This window comes from Achromobacter sp. D7-1 (assembly GCF_059760445.1).
The window spans coordinates 1-18467 of the sequence record NZ_JCBAMT010000052.1; the positions used below are offsets into that span (position 1 = coordinate 1).

Annotated in this window: 13 protein-coding genes; 8 read left to right on the forward strand and 5 right to left on the reverse strand. The window is 65.3% G+C overall.

Annotated features, from left to right (window positions below; translation table 11 throughout):
- Positions 1–317 precede the first annotated feature (317 nt).
- From AC6LKD_RS20745 to AC6LKD_RS20755, 3 genes are all read right to left on the reverse strand, one after another.
- On the reverse strand, positions 318–1979 hold the full coding sequence (locus tag AC6LKD_RS20745; RefSeq protein WP_041652979.1) for an MFS transporter: 1662 nt from the start codon (positions 1977–1979) through the stop codon (positions 318–320).
- A gap of 196 nt (positions 1980–2175) precedes the next feature.
- Positions 2176–3555 carry a sensor histidine kinase gene (locus AC6LKD_RS20750; RefSeq protein WP_085947850.1) on the reverse strand — a complete coding sequence of 460 codons (1380 nt, stop codon included), beginning with the start codon at positions 3553–3555 and terminating at the stop codon, positions 2176–2178.
- A 115-nt stretch (positions 3556–3670) separates the two neighbouring features.
- Positions 3671–4360 (reverse strand): response regulator transcription factor, encoded by a 690-nt coding sequence (locus AC6LKD_RS20755; RefSeq protein WP_013392535.1) that lies wholly within the window; start codon positions 4358–4360, stop codon positions 3671–3673.
- A gap of 231 nt (positions 4361–4591) precedes the next feature.
- On the opposite strand from AC6LKD_RS20755, the gene recA reads away from it, so the two are divergent.
- Positions 4592–5656: a recombinase RecA gene (gene recA / locus AC6LKD_RS20760; RefSeq protein WP_013392536.1), complete on the forward strand. Its 1065-nt coding sequence runs from the start codon at positions 4592–4594 to the stop codon at positions 5654–5656.
- Between the two features lie 134 nt (positions 5657–5790).
- Positions 5791–6474, forward strand: coding sequence for a recombination regulator RecX (gene recX, locus AC6LKD_RS20765; RefSeq protein WP_498117317.1), 684 nt, complete (start codon positions 5791–5793; stop codon positions 6472–6474).
- An 86-nt stretch (positions 6475–6560) separates the two neighbouring features.
- On the opposite strand, the gene AC6LKD_RS20770 is transcribed toward recX, so the two are convergent.
- Together AC6LKD_RS20770 and AC6LKD_RS20775 are read right to left on the reverse strand one after the other, a co-directional pair.
- Positions 6561–7235 (reverse strand): hypothetical protein, encoded by a 675-nt coding sequence (locus AC6LKD_RS20770; protein WP_013392538.1) that lies wholly within the window; start codon positions 7233–7235, stop codon positions 6561–6563.
- Positions 7236–7346: 111 nt separating this feature from the next.
- Positions 7347–8264, reverse strand: a complete 918-nt coding sequence (locus AC6LKD_RS20775; RefSeq protein WP_013392539.1) for a LysR family transcriptional regulator — start codon at positions 8262–8264, stop codon at positions 7347–7349.
- 142 nt (positions 8265–8406) lie between these two features.
- Here AC6LKD_RS20775 and metE point away from each other — a divergent pair, with 142 nt between their 5' ends.
- From metE to sucD, 6 genes are all read left to right on the forward strand, one after another.
- Positions 8407–10704 (forward strand): 5-methyltetrahydropteroyltriglutamate--homocysteine S-methyltransferase, encoded by a 2298-nt coding sequence (gene metE, locus AC6LKD_RS20780; RefSeq protein ID WP_498117318.1) that lies wholly within the window; start codon positions 8407–8409, stop codon positions 10702–10704.
- Positions 10705–10931: 227 nt separating this feature from the next.
- Positions 10932–14915, forward strand: coding sequence for a Pls/PosA family non-ribosomal peptide synthetase (locus AC6LKD_RS20785; RefSeq protein ID WP_498117319.1), 3984 nt, complete (start codon positions 10932–10934; stop codon positions 14913–14915).
- Between the two features lie 41 nt (positions 14916–14956).
- A complete protein-coding gene (locus tag AC6LKD_RS20790; RefSeq protein ID WP_498117320.1) occupies positions 14957–15478 on the forward strand; it encodes a 4'-phosphopantetheinyl transferase family protein in 522 nt (173 codons plus the stop codon).
- Between the two features lie 80 nt (positions 15479–15558).
- Positions 15559–16161, forward strand: a complete 603-nt coding sequence (locus tag AC6LKD_RS20795) for a DUF2889 domain-containing protein (RefSeq protein ID WP_013392543.1) — start codon at positions 15559–15561, stop codon at positions 16159–16161.
- A 10-nt stretch (positions 16162–16171) separates the two neighbouring features.
- Positions 16172–17332: an ADP-forming succinate--CoA ligase subunit beta gene (gene sucC / locus AC6LKD_RS20800; protein WP_013392544.1), complete on the forward strand. Its 1161-nt coding sequence runs from the start codon at positions 16172–16174 to the stop codon at positions 17330–17332.
- Between the two features lie 22 nt (positions 17333–17354).
- Positions 17355–18236 carry a succinate--CoA ligase subunit alpha gene (gene sucD / locus AC6LKD_RS20805; protein ID WP_013392545.1) on the forward strand — a complete coding sequence of 294 codons (882 nt, stop codon included), beginning with the start codon at positions 17355–17357 and terminating at the stop codon, positions 18234–18236.
- The last annotated feature ends 231 nt before the right edge of the window (positions 18237–18467 follow it).

The window sequence follows — 18467 nt, forward strand, 5'->3', positions numbered from 1 at the left end:
CATTGAGGGCCGGGCCGGTACGGGAGCACGCAATACCGCGTCATAAAAGGCTCGCGGGGAACGCGGTATCGGTGTCAGAACACTGGCCCTGCAATCGTCCGACAGGGGGATCAATCGTCGGTCAATCTGGCGCAAGGCCGTAATCTGAGCGCTCAGTCTAATGGCGCGGGTCTGACATGGTCCTGAAAGTGCGGATCTCTTTTTCGCCAGGGCGTAGCGGAAAGGGGCGGCCTGAACGGAGGCAAAAAAAAAGCTCCATAAGGAGCTTTTGAAAGGCCGGGCGGGCGCAGCAGTCCCGTCCGGCGGGGGATGGCCGTTTATGCGTTGATGTCGTTGTCCTTGGATTCGCGCACGAACAGCGTGCCGATGACCAGGGTCATGACTGCAATGATGATCGGATACCACAAGCCGTCGTAGATGTTGCCGGTTGCGGCAACCACGGCGAAGGCGACCGGGGGCAGGAAGCCGCCGAACCAGCCGTTGCCGATGTGGTAGGGCAGGCTCATCGACGTGTAGCGGATGCGGGTCGGGAACATTTCCACCAGCATGGCGGCGATCGGGCCGTACACCATGGTCACGTAGAGCACCAGGATGGTCAGCAGCACCACGACCATGACGTTGTTGCTTTGCGCCGGGTCAGCCTTGGCGGGGTAGCCGTGGCTGCGGATCGCGGTGGTCAGCGACTTGTCCAGTTCGGCGGCCTTGGCCTTGAAGTCCGCCGGGGCCATGGTCTTGCCGTCGAACGAGGCGAACTCGTCGTTGCCGATCTTGACCTTGGCGACCGAGCCGGCCGGCGCTGCTTCGTTCTTGTAGTTCACCGAGTTGCGGGCCATGAACGACTTGACCACGTCGCAAGAACTGGTGAACGACGAGGTACCCACCGGATTGAACTGGAACGAGCAGGTGGCCGGGTCCGCGATCACGGTGACCGGGGCCGTGGCCTGAGCCTTTTCCAGCGCCGGATTGGCGAAGTGCGTGATGCCCTGGAAGATCGGGAAGTAGGTGATCGCGGCGATCAGGCAGCCTGCCATGATGATGGGCTTGCGGCCGATCTTGTCGGACAGCGCGCCGAAGACCACGAAGAACGGAGTGCCGATCAGGAGCGCGATGGCGATCATGATGTTGGCGGTATTGGCGTCGACCTTCAGCGTCTGCGTCAGGAAGAACAGGGCGTAGAACTGGCCCGTGTACCAGACCACGGCCTGGCCGGCGGTCAGGCCCAGCAGCGCCAGGATCACGACCTTCAGGTTCTTCCATTGGCCGAACGATTCAGCGATCGGCGCCTTGGAGCCCTTGCCTTCTTCCTTCATGCGCTTGAAGGTCGGCGATTCGCTCAGTTGCAGGCGGATCCACACCGAGATGCCCAGCAGCACGACCGAGATCAGGAACGGAATGCGCCAGCCCCAGGCCTTGAATTCGTCTTCGCCCATGAACGTGCGGATGCCGAGGATGACCAGCAGCGACAGGAAGAGGCCCAGGGTCGCGGTGGTCTGGATCCAGGACGTGTAGAAGCCGCGGCGGCCATGCGGCGCGTGTTCCGCGACGTAGGTCGCGGCGCCGCCGTACTCGCCGCCCAGCGCCAGGCCTTGCAGCAGGCGCAGCACGATCAGGATGGCGGGAGCGGCCAGGCCGATGCTGGCGTAGCTGGGCAGCACGCCCACGAGGAACGTGGACAAGCCCATGATCACGATCGTGACCAGGAAGGTGTATTTACGTCCGACCAGGTCGCCCAGGCGGCCGAACACCAGCGCGCCGAACGGCCGCACGGCGAAACCGGCGGCGAACGCCAGCAGGGCGAAGATGAAGCCCGCGGTGGGGTTCACGCCCGAGAAGAAGTGTTGCGCGATGATGGCTGCGAGCGAGCCGTAGAGGTAAAAGTCGTACCACTCGAAAACCGTGCCCAGCGACGACGCAAAGATGACGCGGCGCTCATCCTTGGTCATCGGGCGCGGATCCGCGGATGGACCGCGGCCTGCCATGGTTGTTGTGCTCATGATGTCTCCTCGGTTTTTATGGCCGGCGGTTGTCCGCCGTGCTCCGCCCGCAGCCGGCGAGACCGACATTGAGCTATACGCAACATTGGGGGGCGAGGCTGACGAGGTTCTGACGAGATCCTTACTTGAGTCTTAAAATTGAAACAATAAGTAACTGTTCCCTGGGGCGCTAGGGATAGTCCTAGGGTGCAGCGGACGAATCCGGGGCCTCGGCATAAAGCGGAAAGACCACGCGGATGCGCATGCCGGGCAGGTTCGAATGCGCCGTGGGGTGATCGTTGATTTCGACGCTGGCCTGATGTTTCTGGGCGATCTCCCGCACGATGGCGAGGCCCAGTCCGCTGCCGTCGGACTGGGTGCCCAGCACGCGGTAGAAGCGGTCGAACACGCGTTCGCGTTCCTCTGGCGGAATGCCGGGGCCTGAGTCTTCCACCTCCAGCACCGCATGCCCGTCCTGGACCTGCGCGCGCACGGTGATATGGCCGCCGCGCGGCGTGTAGCGCAGCGCGTTGTCCACCAGGTTGTTGAGCAGTTCGGCCAACAGCAGGGGGTTGCCGTTGATCTCCACCGGGTGGTCGGAGCCTTCGAAGCCCAGATCAGTGCTCAGCGCGAGCGCCTGCGGCACCCAGTGCATGGCCTGTTCGTAGGCGATGGTATTGATGTCCGTGCGCGTGAGGCCGATGGCGCTGGGGTTTTCGGCCCGTGCCAGCAACAGCAGCTGGTTCACCAGGCGCGTGGCGCGCTCAGAACCGGTCACCAGTTGGCGCAGGCTGGACTGCATTTCCTCGGGGCTGGCGTCGCGCAAGGCCAGTTCGGCCTGAGTGCGCAGCCCGGCCAGTGGGGTCTTCAACTGGTGCGCGGCGTCGGCGACGAAGCGGCGTTGCGCCTGCACGTTGGACGAAAGCCGGTCCAGCAGGTCGTTCATCGCGGCCACCAGGGGCGCGATCTCGGTCGGCGCGGCGCGCTCGTCGATGGGGGAAAGGTCGTCGGGCCGGCGCGCCCGCAGACGCTGCTGCAGCGCGTTCAACGGCGCCACCCCGCGCGACAGCCCGAACCACACCAGCAGCACGGCGACGGGCAATACCACGAACTGTGGAATGATCACGCCCTTGATGATGTCGTTGGCCAGTTGCGTGCGTTTTTCGACGGTTTCGGCCGCGATCAACAGCGCCGGCTGCGTATCGGGCAAGTGCAGGTCCACCCAGGTGAACGCAAGCCGGATGCCGAAGCCGCGCAAGGTGGCGTCTTCGTATTGCACTTCGCCCGGGCGGGGCTGGCCCACGGTGGAGGGCAGGGGCAGCGCGCGGTCACCGCCCAGGTATTCGCCGCGGCTGCCCAGCGCCAGCCAGAACACGCTGTCGGTCTCGTCGGCGTGCAGCACCTCGCGTGCGGTGTCGGTCATCTTCAGCACGGCCCGGCCGTCCTGCGCGTGGACCTGCAGGGTCAGGACGTGGAGGTTGTTGGCCAGCGCGCGGTCGTAAGGCACGTTGGCGATGTTCTGGGCCACCACGTAGGTGATGGCCACGCTCATGGGCCACAGGAGGAATAGCGGCGCCAGCATCCAGTCCAGGATCTCGCCCAGCAGGGAGCGCTGCGGCGGCGCGAAGCTCGGACCCTTGGCCCCCGCCCGCATGACATCCAGTGCTTCCTGGTTCAGCGCTTCCGGCGGCGCCGCTTCAGCTTGCGAGGTACGCCGCACCCTGGTCCCGCTCAAGACAGTAGCCCAGGCCGCGCACGGTCACGATCTTCACGCCGCTGGGTTCCAGCTTCTTGCGCAGGCGGTGGACGTAGACCTCGATGGCGTTGGTGCTGACCTCTTCGCCCCATTCGCACAGGTGGTCGACCAGCTGGGTCTTGCTGACCATGCGGCCGCTGCGCGTCAGGAGGATCTCGAGCAGGCTGACTTCGCGCGCCGACAGGTCCAGGGTCTGGTCGTCGACCATGGCGACGCGGCCTGTCTGGTCGAACAGCAGGCGGCCGTGCTTGATCATGGTGGCGCCGCCGCCCGCGCCGCGCCGGGTCAGGGCCCGCACGCGGGCCTCGAGCTCGGATAGCGCGAAAGGCTTGGCCATGTAATCGTCGGCGCCCAGGTCCAGGCCCTTGACGCGCTGCTCGATGCTGTCGGCCGCCGTCAGGATGAGCACCGGCAGGGCGGAGTTGCGGGCGCGCAGGCGCCGCAGCACTTCCAGCCCGGCCAGTTGCGGCAGGCCGAGGTCCAGGATGAGCAGGTCGAACGCCTGGGCCGCCAGCGCTGAATCGGCCGCCAGCCCATCGCGCACAGCGTCCACGGCGTAGCCATTGTGGCGCAACGAACGGGACAGGCCGTCGGCCAGGATGCTGTCGTCTTCGGCGATCAGGATGCGCATGGGCTACAGTGAGAAAAGACCCCGCGGCGCAAAGGGGACAAAACGCCGGGTTCGTCTGGCATTCTGGCATAGGGCGCCATGCTTGCCACTCAGGGTATACGTGCAAAACACTGGCACACTGGTTTTATGTACAGTATAATCCGATGCCATAATCTGACCCGTTGCTCAAAGCACCCGCCTAAACCTGCGGCACTTCCCTAGACACCAGATACGTTACAGACAGGACTCTACATGGACGACAAAACCACCAAGGCCGCCGCATCGGAAAAGGCCAAGGCGCTTGCCGCCGCGCTTTCGCAGATCGAAAAGCAGTTCGGCAAGGGCTCGATCATGCGCTACGGCGACAACGATGTTTCGCATGACATCCAGGTGGTTTCCACGGGCTCCCTGGGGCTGGACATCGCGCTGGGCGTCGGTGGCCTGCCGCGTGGCCGCGTGGTTGAAATCTACGGTCCGGAATCCTCGGGCAAGACCACGCTGACCCTGCAAGTGGTCGCTGAAATGCAAAAGCTGGGCGGCACCTGCGCCTTCGTCGACGCCGAACACGCGCTGGACGTGCAATACGCCTCCAAGCTGGGCGTGAACCTGGCCGACCTGCTGATCTCGCAGCCGGACACGGGCGAGCAGGCCCTGGAAATCACCGATGCGTTGGTGCGCTCCGGTTCGGTTGACCTGATCGTCATCGACTCGGTGGCCGCGCTGGTGCCCAAGGCCGAAATCGAAGGCGAAATGGGCGATTCCCTGCCCGGCCTGCAAGCCCGCCTGATGAGCCAGGCGCTGCGCAAGCTCACCGCCACCATCAAGAAGACCAACTGCATGGTCATCTTCATCAACCAGATCCGCATGAAGATCGGCGTGATGTTCGGCAACCCCGAAACCACCACCGGCGGCAACGCGCTCAAGTTCTACGCCTCGGTGCGCCTGGACATCCGCCGCATCGGTTCCATCAAGAAGGGCGACGAGGTCGTCGGCAACGAAACCCGCGTCAAGGTCGTGAAGAACAAGGTCGCGCCGCCGTTCAAGCAGGCCGAATTCGACATCATGTACGGCGCCGGCATCTCGCGCGAAGGCGAAATCATCGACCTGGGCGTGGCCGCCAACGTCGTGGACAAGTCCGGCGCCTGGTACAGCTACAACGGCAACCGCATCGGCCAGGGCAAGGACAATGTCCGCGAGTACCTGAAAGAGCACAAGGCACTCGCCATCGAAATCGAGAACCGCGTCCGCGAGAACCAGGGCATCGTCAGCCGCGCGGCCGAGTTCGTGCCGACCGCGGAAGACACCGCCGAAGAGTAATCGGATCGGGGGCGGGCCTTGCGCAGCGGATTCATATCTGCCGCCAGCGGCCCGCATATCTCGTCGGGGCAGCCCGAACATGTGCGGCAGGCGCCAGGACGGGCCTGCCGTTATGCATAGCAAGCAGGATACGCATGAGCTGGAAACCGCCGCCCGCTACAGCCGAACGCCTACGCGCCAAGCTGGACGATGAATTCGAAACCGTGGCCAAGCCCCAGGGCTTGCGCCGCACGTCGGATGCGCGCCGCGAGCAGGAAGTGGAATCCGGCGAGGCGCCGGATTCATGGAGCCGCAGCTCGGAAGCGGGCAGTGTGCGGCGCGGGCGCCGCGCCGCTGCGGCCGAGGACGGCCCGGATGCCGATGGACAAACAGCCCGCAAGGGGCCTTCGTTGAAGATGCGGGCCGTAGGCTATCTGTCGCGACGTGAACATGCCCGCGAGGAATTGGCGCGCAAGCTTGCCGCCCACGCCGAGGATCCGGCCGAGGTCGAGGCCGTGCTCGATGCCCTGGAAAAGGAAGGCTGGCTGTCCACCGAGCGTTTTGCGCAAAGCCTGGTCCATCGGCGCGCCGCGCGCCAGGGGGCGGCGCGCATCGTGCAGGAATTGCGCCAGCACGGGGTGGACGACAACCAGGTCGCCGAATTGCGCGAACAGCTGCGGGCCACCGAGTACGACCGCGCGCTGGAGGTCTGGAAGAAGCGCTTTAGCGCCAAGCCGGAAGACCGTGCGGCCTATGCCAAGCAGGCCCGCTTCCTGGCCAGCCGCGGCTTTGCGCATGACGTGATCCGCCGGATACTGGGCGAGGGCGACGAGGATTGAGCAGCCCTGTTCAGGGCTTGTCCGTATGCCTATGAAAATCCGTCGCGGCGGATTCTCCAAAAGCGAGCCGGCGGGCGGGGCGGGCCTTATTCCTGGATGGCAGACAGGAAGTCCGGGTCCTTGGCCAAGGCTTCGGTGCTGAGCCGTATCGAATCGTTTAGCGAAGTGAAGAAATTGGCGAACTTGTTCGTGCGTCGCTTGGTTTCCTTGGTTTGCGTATACACGGGCTTCTGCGTGGCCTTGTCGGTCACGACATAAGCAATACGCAGTGTCCAGTCCACCGAATAACCCAGGTCGTCCGCCAGGAATTCCTCGACTTCGGCGGTCAATAGACGGCGTTGTTGGTTGCCATTGACCTTGACGCCGATGAAGCGCAGTTCGGCAAAGGTGGCGTCCCGGACAAAGTCCTTGACGTCCTTTTCGAGCAATATGTTTCCGATCGCGGTGTTGCGGACCTGATTCGGAGCGATTTGCGGAGCGCGGTAGCTGCCAGCGGAGTTCGGTGAGCTGGCCTGCTGGGAGGTCGACAGGCCGGCGTTGGCGTAGCGCTGGGATTTGGGCTGTTCTGCAGTCTCTTTCTTGTTGGGTTCGTAAGTGAAGTCACCGACTTCGACGGCCCCTTCAGCGCTGATCACCGACGAAGGCGAGTACTGGACCGGGAGCGTGTTCGGAACGTTGCCACAACCCGCCAGCAAGGCGATGGAAGCAAGAATGGTCGAACGCCCGATAACGCGCGCTGAGAACAACGATTGCAAGAACATGTTTTGCTGCCGACTCGAAGGTTTGAGGGAGCAGCATTCTAAACCTTATGTACCAAATTGAATCTTATTATTTTTTAATGTATCGCGAGTCGGCGGCGCACGGCAGGGGCGCTATTTCGCCGATTTGATCCCCGACAAGGTCTTGAAGCACACATTCCGGGTGATGGTCAGGAACTCATCGATATACGACGCGTCCGTGTCTTCGCTGCGCACCGTGGCGTACAACGTGCGCCATACGCCTTGCGGGCCCAGTCGACACTGCCGCAGCCAGCCCTGATTCATGTATTCCGTCAGCGCCCAGTTGGGTAGCGCGGCCACGCCGCGGTTGCTGGCCACCAGTTGCGCAATGATGGGTGTGAGCTCCGCGCGGCGGATGGCGGCGGGTTCCACGTCGGCCGGGTCGAGGAACGCCGTGAAAACGTCCAGGCGCTGCTTGTCCACCGGGTAGGTGATCAGCGTCTGGTCGGCCAACTGGTCCGGCATGACGAACTTGCTGCCGGCCAGGGGATTGGATTCCGACACTGCCAGCACCAACTCATATTTGAACAGCGGCAGGTATTCCACCGCGTCCAGCGGTTGGGGATCGGACGTAATGACCAGATCCAGGTCGCCGCGCACCAGGGCGGGCAGGGGAGCGAAGGAAAACGCCGCCGACAGATCCAGCGCCACGTCTGGCCATTGCACCCGGAAAGCATCCAGCGCCGGCATCAACCACTGAAAGCAGGAATGGCAGTCGATCGCCAGGTGCAGCCGCCCTGTGCGGCCCGCGGCCAGCCGCTGCAGGTCCCGTTCCGTCGCGCGGATGCGCGGCAGCACCTCGTCCGCCAGCGCCAGCACCCGCAGGCCCGCTGTCGTCAGCCGCGCCGGCCGCGTGCGGCGGTTCAGCAAAGGAGTGCCCAGCCGGGTTTCCAGGTCGCGCAACTGGTGCGACAAGGCCGACTGGGTCAGATGCAGGCGCTCGGCAGCTTCCTGCAGGCTGCCGCCGTCGCGGATGGCGGTGAGCGTTTCAAGATGGCGGATTTCAAGCATGGGTGACTGCAGGGATCGGGAATAAGCTCATATTGTATGAGATTTCCTCATTTTATGAATGTAGACATTGATTTTGATTCATTTTGGTTTGGCCTCAGAATAGCTGCCACTTGAACAAATTTTGTCTAAGGGCGGTGATGTCATGACTATTATTCATAATTTGGGGTTCCCCCGCATCGGTGCTCAGCGTGAACTGAAGCGCGCGGTTGAGGCTTATTGGGCCGGCAAGCAGACCGCCGAAGAACTCGAACAGACCGGTCGCGACCTGCGCGCCAAGCACTGGAAGCTGCAGGCTGCAGCCGGCCTGAAGTTCGTACCGGTGGGTGACTTCGCCTGGTACGACCAGATCCTGGAATGGACCACGCTGCTGGGCGCCGTGCCCGCCCGTTTCGGCCAGAAGGACAACGAGCCCGTCACGCTGGACACGCTGTTCCGCATGGGGCGCGGCCGCGCGCCGTCGGGCAAGCCCGCCGCCGCCTGCGAAATGACCAAGTGGTTCGACACCAATTACCACTACATCGTGCCGGAACTGGTGCCGGGCCAGACCTTCCGCATCGCCCGCGAATCGCTGTTCGAACAGATCCAGGAAGCACAGGCGCAGGGTTACGCCGTCAAGCCCGTGATCCCCGGTCCGCTGACCTGGCTGTACCAGGGCAAGGGCGACGCCTTTGCCGCTGGCGCCGCCGACGCGGGCAAGCTGCAACTGCTGGCCGCGTTGCTGCCCATCTACCAGGAAGTGCTGGCGCGCTTCGCCAAGCTGGGCGTGCAGTGGGTGCAGATCGACGAGCCCATCCTGGCGCTGGATCTGCCGCAAGCCTGGCGCGATGCGTTCAAGCAGACCTATGACCAGTTGTCCGCCAGCCCGGTCAAGCTGCTGGTGGCCACCTATTTCGACGGCCTGAAGGACAACCTGCCGACTGCGCTGGGCCTACCCGTGGCCGGCCTGCACGTGGACCTGGTCCGCGCGCCCGAGCAACTGGCGGAAGTGGTTTCCGGCCTGGGCGCCGAGCAGGTGCTGTCTGCCGGCGTGATCAATGGCCGCAACATCTGGCGCACCGACCTGGACGCCGCCATTGCCACGCTGACCCCGATCAAGCAGCAATTGGGCGACCGCCTGTGGCTGGCGCCGTCATGCTCGCTGCTGCACGTGCCGGTGGACTTGGCCCATGAAACCGAGCTGGACGCCGAACTCAAGAGCTGGCTGTCCTTCGCCGCGCAAAAGCTGGAAGAACTGAGCCTGCTGGGCCGCGCCCTGGACGGCGCGACGCAAGCCGCCGCGCAGGACGGCCTGGCCAGGCAGCGCGCCGCGCTGGCCGCCCGCCGTTCTTCGACCCGCATCCATAATCCGGCCGTCGGCCAGCGCATGGCCGGCGCCGCCGCCGTGTCGCGCGATCGCGCGCCGTTCGCCGGCCGCATCGCCCGCCAGCAGGAACAGCTGGGCCTGCCCGCCTACCCGACCACGACCATCGGGTCCTTCCCGCAGACTGCCGAAATCCGTGCGCTGCGCCGCGACTGGAAGTCGGGCGCGCTGACGGACTCGGGCTACGAGACTGCCATCCGCAAGGAAATCGAGGAAGTCATCCGCTTCCAGGAGAAAGTTGGCCTGGACGTGCTGGTGCACGGCGAACCCGAGCGCAACGACATGGTGGAGTACTTCGGCGAGCTGCTGGCCGGCTTTGCCTTCACCAAGAACGGCTGGGTCCAGAGCTACGGCTCGCGTTGCGTCAAGCCGCCGATCATTTTCGGCGACGTGGCCCGTCCCGCGCCGATGACGGTGGGCTGGTCGTCGTACGCGCAGTCGCTGACCGACAAGCCGGTCAAGGGCATGCTGACCGGGCCGGTCACCATCCTGCAATGGTCGTTCGTGCGCGACGACCAGCCGCGCGAGCAGACCTGCCGCCAACTGGCGCTGGCGCTGCGCGACGAAGTGGTGGACCTGGAATCCGCCGGCATCAGCGTCATCCAGATCGACGAGCCCGCCATCCGCGAAGGCCTGCCGCTGCGCCGCGCCGATTGGCAGGCCTACCTGGACTGGGCCGTGGATTGCTTCCGCCTGTCGACCGCCGGCGTGCGCGACGAGACGCAGATCCATACGCACATGTGCTATTCGGAGTTCAACGACATCATCGAATCCATCGCCGCCATGGACGCGGACGTGATCACGATCGAAACGTCGCGCTCCAACATGGAGCTGCTCAAGGCCTTCGAGGACTTCCGCTATCCCAACGACATCGGTCCTGGCGTGTACGACATCCATTCGCCGAATGTGCCCGAAGTGGATTGGATGGTCGGCCTGATGGAGAAGGCTGCGGCCCGCCTGCCCAAGGAGCGCCTGTGGGTCAATCCTGACTGCGGCCTGAAGACGCGCGCCTGGCCTGAAACCGAAGCCGCGCTGATCGGCATGGTGGAGGCGGCGCGGGCCTTGCGCCAGGCGGCCTGAGCAGACAGCTAGCCGTTGCGCCGCCGGATTCCATGGGTCCGGCGCCCACCCTGATCCGCGCATGCCGCGCGCGGATCAGGGTTTTTTCTTTGCAGCCGCAAGGTCTCTGTGATGGCTGCAAACCACAGCTTGGGCGCGGCGCCGATGTTTTTTTCAATCCTGCTTGAACGAAATTTCGCGGCATGGGTCAATACGCAAAATCCCATTGCTGGATCCTTGTCGTTCCTATGATTCTCCAAGGCCCCTGTCGGCCCGATCTGCTGCTAGCAGAGACGCTGCCCGACATTCTGGAAGCCACGATCCGCCGGCATCCCGCCGCCGCTGCCATTCATTGGCTGGATCAAACCCTCACTTACGACATGCTCGGCCAGCGCGCCGACCTGGCCGCGCATCATCTGATTGCGGCCGGCGTGCGCCCCGGCGATATCGTGGGCCTGTGCCTGCCGCGTGGGGCGGACCTGCTGGTGATGCAGGCGGCCATCGCCAAGGCCGGCGCCGCCTGGCTGCCGTTTGAATCGGATACGCCACCGGACCGCATGCAGGTCTGCCTGCAGGATGCGGGGGCCAACGGCTTGATCGCGGGCGCCGAGGTCCGGTTGGACGGCATGTCTACCTGGACCACCTGGGCGCTGTCGGAACCGGTGGACGGCGCCTTGCGCAGACGGGACGGGCTGCGGCCCGAGCATCCCGCCTACGTCATCTACACCTCGGGCTCCACCGGCAAGCCCAAGGGCGTACCCATCAGCCACGCCAGCATCTGTCATTTCCTGCGCAGCGAAAACGAAGTGCTGGGCGTGCGCCATGAAGACAAGGTCTACCAGGGCTTCTCGGTGGCCTTCGACATGTCGTTCGAAGAGATTTGGATCAGCTATCTCGTGGGCGCGTCCTTATGGGTCGCGCCCAAGATGCTGACCACGGATCCGGAAGGCTTGCCGGACGCCCTGGCGCGGGAAGGTGTCACCGTGCTGCATGCGGTGCCGACCTTGCTCGCCCTGTTCGCGCGCGACGTACCCGGACTGCGCATCGTCAACCTGGGCGGCGAGGTCTGTCCGGACTTCCTGGTGCCGCGCTGGGCCACGCCCGGCAGGCGCCTGTTCAATACCTACGGTCCCACCGAGACCACGGTGTCCGCCAGCCTGGCGGAACTCCTGCCCGGCCAGCCCGTGACCATAGGCGCGCCGCTGCCCAACTACGGCATGCTGGTGCGCGGCGAGGACGGCGCGGTGCTGCCGCAAGGACAAGTGGGTGAGCTGTGCATCACCGGTCCCGGCGTGGCCGGCGGCTATCTGGGCAGGCCCGAGCTGACGGCCGAGAAATTCCTGGCGAACCCTTGGCCTTGCGCCGATTACGACACCCGCATGTACCGCAGCGGCGATCTGGCGCGGATTGATGAGCATGGCCAGATCCACTGCCTGGGCCGCAGCGACGACCAGGTCAAGGTACGCGGCTTTCGCGTCGAGCTCGGGGAAATCGAGGCCGCGCTTTACCGTTTGCCGGGCGTGGGCGCCGCGGCCGTGGTGCTGCGCGATCTGGCGGGCATCGAGCAACTGGTGGCCTTCCTCAAGCCCGAGGGCGAGGCGCGACTGGACCCGCATGCCTTGCGCGGCGCGCTCGCCGCGGACTTGCCCGCCTACATGATTCCCGCCCGGTTCGAACTGGTGGCCGACGTTCCGCGCCTGACCTCGGGCAAGATCGACCGCAAGGTGCTGAAGGCGCGCGAGCTGGACGCCGTGTCCGAGCCCAGCGGCGAAGACGATGAACCCGTCACGCCGGGCGAACTTGCCTTGCTCGAGGCCTTGCGCCCGCTGTTCCCGGGGCAGCCGTTGCGGCTGGCCAGCGACTTCTTCCGCGACCTGGGCGGCCATTCGCTGCTGGCCGCGCGCCTGGTGTCGGCCTTGCGCAAGCATCCGCATTTTTCCGCGCTGACCATGCACGAGCTGTACCAGCATTCCGTCCTGGGCGTGCTGGCAGCCCGGCTGGACGCGCTGGCCGCGGCCGAAATGGCCGCGACCGCACCGGCCGGCGTCGCCGGAACTGGCAACGATCCGGCGGCCGCGCCCGAGTGGCGCCGCTGGACCTGCGGCCTGGCGCAGTTGGCAGCCTTGCCGCTGCTGATCGGCGTGCGCATGCTGATCTGGCTGACGCCGTTCTTCACCTACCACTACTGGACGGGCGACGAGGGCGACTCCGTCTGGCGCGCGGTGGCCCTGTCCATCGCCAGCTACCTGGCGTGCAACCTGCTCAGCTTCGGCGTGGCCGTGGCCTGCAAGTGGGGCATCCTGGGCCGGCTCAAGCCCGGCCGCTACCCACTGTACGGCTGGCTGTTTTACCGCTGGTGGCTGGTGGATCGGGTACTGGACATACCGCCCGCGCATCTGCTGGCCGGATCGCCGTTGCAGGTCTGGTACTTGCGGGCGCTGGGCGCGCGCATCGGCCGCGACGCCGCCATCAGCCGCGTCTCCGTGCGCGCGCCCGACCTGCTGTCGGTGGGGAACGGCGTGAGCATCGGCGCGGCGGTCAACCTGGAGAATTTCTCGGTGCGCGGCGGGCAGTGGAGCGTGGGGCCGATCACGCTGGCGGACCAGGCCTACATCGGTTCCTATTCGGTGCTGCAGGGCGATGTGACGATGGGCGAGGGCGCCCGGTTGGACGGCCTGTCTTCCCTGGCGCAGGGCGCCCGCGTGCCCGCAGGTCAGATCTGGAGCGGCGCGCCGGCGCGGCACGATCAGCAGGCCCGCGCTCCCGAGCTGCCGCCGCGGCCCAGGCGCCAGGGCATCTGGAGCCGGCTGGACTGCGTGGCCTACGCGGGCGGCGGCACGCTGATCGCCGCGCTGTTCTTCATGCCGGTGTTTCCCAGTTTCGTGCTGATCGACTGGATCGACGCGCGTTGGCTGGACCTGATGGGCGCGCGCGTGCCCTGGCCCCAGGCCTTCCTGAGCTATCTGCTGCTGGCCTTGCCCGCCAGCGCCTTGCTGCTGATGTTGACTGTGCTGGTGTCCGCGTTGCTGCGCTGGACGCTGCTGCCCCGGCTGGCCAGCGGCCGTTGGCCCGTGTACGGACAGATCTATTTGCGGCGTTGGCTGACCAACCAGATCCAGGAATCGAGCCTCAGCGTGCTGCACGGCCTGTACGCGTCGATCTATGCCGGCAACTGGTACCGCCTGCTGGGCGCCAAGGTCGGGCGCGGCACGGAAATCTCCACCGCCATGGGCGTGGTGCCGGACATGCTGACCCTGGGGCGCGACAGCTTCATCGCCGACGGCGTCATGCTGGGCGACGAGGAAATCGACGGCGGCTGGATGACCATGCGCCCCACCGTCATCGGCAACCGCAGCTTCGTCGGCAACGGCGCCTACGTGCCGGACGGTTCTGTGCTGCCCGACGACGTGCTGATCGGTGTGCAGAGCCGAGCGCCGGCCAATGCCCGCATGGCCAGCGGCCAGACCTGGCTGGGCAATCCGCCGCTGGCGCTGCCCGCGCGCGAGCAGACCGCGGGCTTTCCGGCACACCTGACTTTCCGGCCCAGCGTGGGCCGCAAGATCCTGCGCGGGGGCGTTGAAGGCATGCGGATGATCCTGCCGCTGGCCGTGGTGATCGCGGTGGGCTATCTGACTGTGATGAAGGTCATCCCCATGGCGGCGCGCGAAGGCTTCGTCTCCGCCTTCGACGAACTGATGCTGGCCGGCGTGCTGTACGGCGTCGGCGCCTTCCTGTTCCTGGTGGCGCTGAAGTGGACGCTGATTGGCCGCTACCGGCCGCGCGCCGAGCCGATGTGGACGCCCTTCGTCTGGAAGAGCGAAGCGGTCACCAGCCTGTACGAATCCATCGCAGTGCCGAACTTCTTCAACTTCCTGCGGGCCACGCCCTGGCTGCCGCTGGCCTTGCGCTGCATGGGCGCCCGCATTGGCAAGCGGGTCTTCATGGACACCACCGACATCACCGAGTACGACTGCGTATCGATTGGCGACGACGCGGTGCTGCACGCCTGGTCCGGTCCGCAGACCCATCTGTTCGAAGACCGGGTGATGAAGATCGGCCTGGTCCGCATCGGCGACGCCGTCAACGTGGGGCCGCGCAGCACCATCCTGTATGACACCCGGGTCGAAACCGGTGCGCGTCTCGGTCCGCTGACGCTGGTGCTCAAGGGCGAGGCCATTCCGGCGGGCCAGGCCTGGATCGGCAGTCCGGCCACGCCTTGGACCCAGGGGTGATCCCGGCCCTGAGGCTGACCGGGGAGGGCGCTCCGGTCGAGATGTGGCTGTTACACCTGCCGGCGGCCCGGCCGGCGCAGCGGCAGGCGGCCAGGGACTGGCTGGCCGAGGAGCTGGCGCGGCGCGATCCGGCCATGCCGCCGGAATGGACCGAAACCTCCAAAGGTCCGCGGATGCGGCAGGGCGCGCGCTGGCACAGTTCGTTTTCCTATTGCGGCCCCTATATTCTTTGCGGCCTGTCCCGGCAGGGCGCGCCGGGCGTGGACCTGACCAGCGCACAGGCCTGGCCGGGCGATGCCGACGTGCTGGCCCTTTACTGCGGCCCGCAGGCGGCCGCCGAACTGGCCGCCAGTCCGCCCGGCGGCCGGGCGGATGCCTTCGCCCGGGCCTGGAGCGCGCTGGAAGCGCGCCTGAAAGCCTGCCAGCGCGGGCTGGAGGAGTACTCGCCGCAGCGCGAGCGGCACCTGGCCGCCGCCCAGCTTACCTGCCAGGTCCGGCACCAGGGCTTGTGGGCCGCCGCTGCCCTCTGCGGCAGCGCGCCAGGCGCCGGGCAGGGGTCTTGATCGCAGGCTGCCTGCGCTATACTTTGAAGGTTTTGTTGCCGCGCACCATGCGCAGGCATCTCGCCCCGCAGGCCCCCAGCATGCCCTTGCCACCGCCGGACTATCCTCGCCAACCATTGCATACGCGTTCCATACGCGTGCAGTCGTATGCGCGCGAAGACGGGCTCTGGGACCTGGAAGCCGAGCTGATCGACGTCAAGGCGTACGATTTCCCCAAGCGCGACGGCGAGATGTTCAAGGCCGGACAACCCATCCACCACATGCATCTGCGCATCACCATCGACGAGACTTTCTCGATCGTGGCGGCGCAGGCCGTCTATGACGCGGCTCCCTACGGCGAGCATTGCATGGCCATCGAACCGGCTTACACTGATCTGATCGGCATGAACCTGCTCAAGGGGTTCCGCGGGCAGGTCAAGGAGCGGTTCGGGCACGTGGCGGGCTGTACCCACATGACCGAACTGTCGCAGGTGCTTCCCACCGCGGCAGTCCAGACCATGGCCAATCGCCGGCGGCAGGAAAACAACCCGAACCGGCGTCCATTCCAATTGGACGGTTGCCATGCGCTAAGCACCAGCGGCCCGGTGGTGGCTGAGCACTATCCCAAGTGGTACACCGGGGGTAGCGCTGAGGCATCGGCCGATTCGTCCTCCGATTCACCTTCTTTTTCTCATACGTCCTGACAGGTAACACATGAAAATCCACGAGTATCAAGGCAAGGAACTGCTGAAGCAATTTGGCGTCCCCGTGCCGCGCGGGATTCCCGCTCTTTCCGTCGACGAGGCCGTGGCTGCCGCTGAAAAGCTGGGTGGACCGGTGTGGGTCGTCAAGGCACAAATCCACGCGGGCGGCCGCGGCAAGGGCGGCGGCGTGAAGCTGGCGCGCTCGCTGGACGACGTTCGCAAGCTGGCCTCGGAAATCCTGGGCATGCAGCTGATCACGCACCAGACCGGCCCGGAAGGCCAGAAGGTCCGTCGCCTGTACATCGAAGACGGCGCTGACATCCAGAAGGAATACTACGTGTCGCTGGTCACCGACCGCGCCACCCAGAAGGTCGCCTTCATCGCCTCCAGCGAAGGCGGCATGGACATCGAGGAAGTGGCCCACTCCACTCCCGAGAAGATCATCACCGAATACATCGACCCGCTGACCGGCCTGTCGGCCGAGCAAGCCACCAAGATCGCCAACGCGATCGGCCTGCCCGCTGATTCCACCGCCCAAGCCGTGGACGTGTTCCAGAAGCTCTACAAGTGCTACATGGACACCGACGCCTCCCTGGTCGAAATCAACCCGCTGAACCGCGACAGCAAGGGCAACATCATCGCCCTGGACGCCAAGTTCAACTTCGATCCCAACGCCCTGTTCCGCCACCCGGAAATCGTCGCCTACCGCGACCTGGACGAAGAAGATCCGGCTGAAATCGAAGCCAGCAAGTTCGACCTGGCCTACATCCAGCTCGACGGCAACATCGGCTGCCTGGTGAACGGCGCCGGTCTGGCCATGGCCACCATGGACACCATCAAGCTGTTCGGCGGCGAGCCGGCCAACTTCCTGGACGTCGGCGGCGGCGCCACGGCCGAGAAGGTCACGGAAGCCTTCAAGATCATGCTCAAGAACAAGAGCGTGAAGGCCATCCTGGTCAACATCTTCGGCGGCATCATGCGCTGCGACGTCATCGCCGAAGGCGTGATCGCTGCTTGCAAGGCCGTCAACCTGAACGTGCCGCTGGTCGTCCGCATGAAGGGCACCAACGAAGAACTCGGCAAGAAGATGCTGGCCGACTCCGGTCTGCCGATCATCAGCGCCGACACGATGGCCGAAGCCGCCACCCGCGTCGTAGCCGCCGTCAAGTAAAGAAAAACCCAAGGATTCACAAATGTCGATTCTGATCAACAAGGACACCAAGGTCATCACCCAGGGCATCACGGGCAAGACGGGCCAGTTCCACACCCGCATGTGCCGTGAGTACGCCAATGGTAAGGCCGCCTTCGTGGCCGGCGTGAACCCCAAGAAGGCGGGTGAAGACTTCGAAGGCGTGCCGATTTTCGCTTCGGTGAAGGACGCCAAGGCTGACACTGGCGCGACCGTGTCGGTCATCTACGTGCCGCCCGCGGGCGCCGCCGCCGCCATCTGGGAAGCCGTCGAGGCCGAACTGGATCTGGTGATCTGCATCACCGAAGGCATCCCGGTCCGCGACATGCTGGAAGTCAAGAACCGCATGAAGGCCAAGGGCAGCAAGACCCTGCTGCTGGGCCCGAACTGCCCGGGTCTGATCACCCCCGACGAAATCAAGATCGGCATCATGCCCGGTCACATCCACCGCAAGGGCCGCATCGGCATCGTCAGCCGTTCGGGCACCCTGACGTACGAAGCCGTGGCGCAAGTCACCGAGCTGGGCCTGGGTCAATCCAGCGCCGTCGGCATCGGTGGCGATCCCATCAACGGCCTGAAGCACGTCGACGTGCTGAAGATGTTCAATGACGATCCCGACACCGACGCCGTCATCATGATCGGCGAAATCGGCGGTCCGGACGAAGTCAACGCCGCCGAGTGGGCCAAGGACAACATGAAGAAGCCGGTCGTCGGCTTCATCGCCGGTGTCACCGCTCCTCCCGGAAAGCGCATGGGCCACGCCGGCGCGCTGATCTCCGGCGGCGCCGACACTGCCGACGCCAAGCTGGAAGTCATGGAAGCCTGCGGCATCCGCACCACGCGCAACCCGTCCGAAATGGGCAAGCTGCTCAAGTCGGTGCTGTAAAAAGCTCCAGGCCGGGTGTCCGGGCGCTTTTGCGTCCGGCGTCGCGAGCCTGCTGGCGCAAGCCTGGTCCTGGCGTCAAACCCCTGATTTCCAGCGACCTGCAAGCACCATCCCAAGCCCGCCATGGCGGGCTTTTTTTCGTCTTTTTTCCGCAATCCTAGGGAAATCCCGCGTCCATGCCGCGGCCTGGCAAACATACGGAAAGCTGAACGAAACTATAATGAAAGAAAT

Bases quoted from the DNA above. Each gene is read 5' to 3' on its own strand.
- AC6LKD_RS20790 (WP_498117320.1), top strand. From the start codon at position 14,957: ATGTGGCTGTTACACCTGCCGGCGGCCCGGCCGGCGCAGCGGCAGGCG.
- AC6LKD_RS20750 (WP_085947850.1), bottom strand. From the start codon at position 3,555: ATGCTGGCGCCGCTATTCCTCCTGTGGCCCATGAGCGTGGCCATCACC.
- sucC (WP_013392544.1), top strand. From the start codon at position 16,172: ATGAAAATCCACGAGTATCAAGGCAAGGAACTGCTGAAGCAATTTGGC.
- sucD (WP_013392545.1), top strand. From the start codon at position 17,355: ATGTCGATTCTGATCAACAAGGACACCAAGGTCATCACCCAGGGCATC.
- recA (WP_013392536.1), top strand. From the start codon at position 4,592: ATGGACGACAAAACCACCAAGGCCGCCGCATCGGAAAAGGCCAAGGCG.
- AC6LKD_RS20795 (WP_013392543.1), top strand. From the start codon at position 15,559: ATGCCCTTGCCACCGCCGGACTATCCTCGCCAACCATTGCATACGCGT.
- recX (WP_498117317.1), top strand. From the start codon at position 5,791: ATGAGCTGGAAACCGCCGCCCGCTACAGCCGAACGCCTACGCGCCAAG.
- AC6LKD_RS20755 (WP_013392535.1), bottom strand. From the start codon at position 4,360: ATGCGCATCCTGATCGCCGAAGACGACAGCATCCTGGCCGACGGCCTG.
- AC6LKD_RS20775 (WP_013392539.1), bottom strand. From the start codon at position 8,264: ATGCTTGAAATCCGCCATCTTGAAACGCTCACCGCCATCCGCGACGGC.
- AC6LKD_RS20745 (WP_041652979.1), bottom strand. From the start codon at position 1,979: ATGGCAGGCCGCGGTCCATCCGCGGATCCGCGCCCGATGACCAAGGAT.
- metE (WP_498117318.1), top strand. From the start codon at position 8,407: ATGACTATTATTCATAATTTGGGGTTCCCCCGCATCGGTGCTCAGCGT.
- AC6LKD_RS20785 (WP_498117319.1), top strand. From the start codon at position 10,932: ATGATTCTCCAAGGCCCCTGTCGGCCCGATCTGCTGCTAGCAGAGACG.
- AC6LKD_RS20770 (WP_013392538.1), bottom strand. From the start codon at position 7,235: ATGTTCTTGCAATCGTTGTTCTCAGCGCGCGTTATCGGGCGTTCGACC.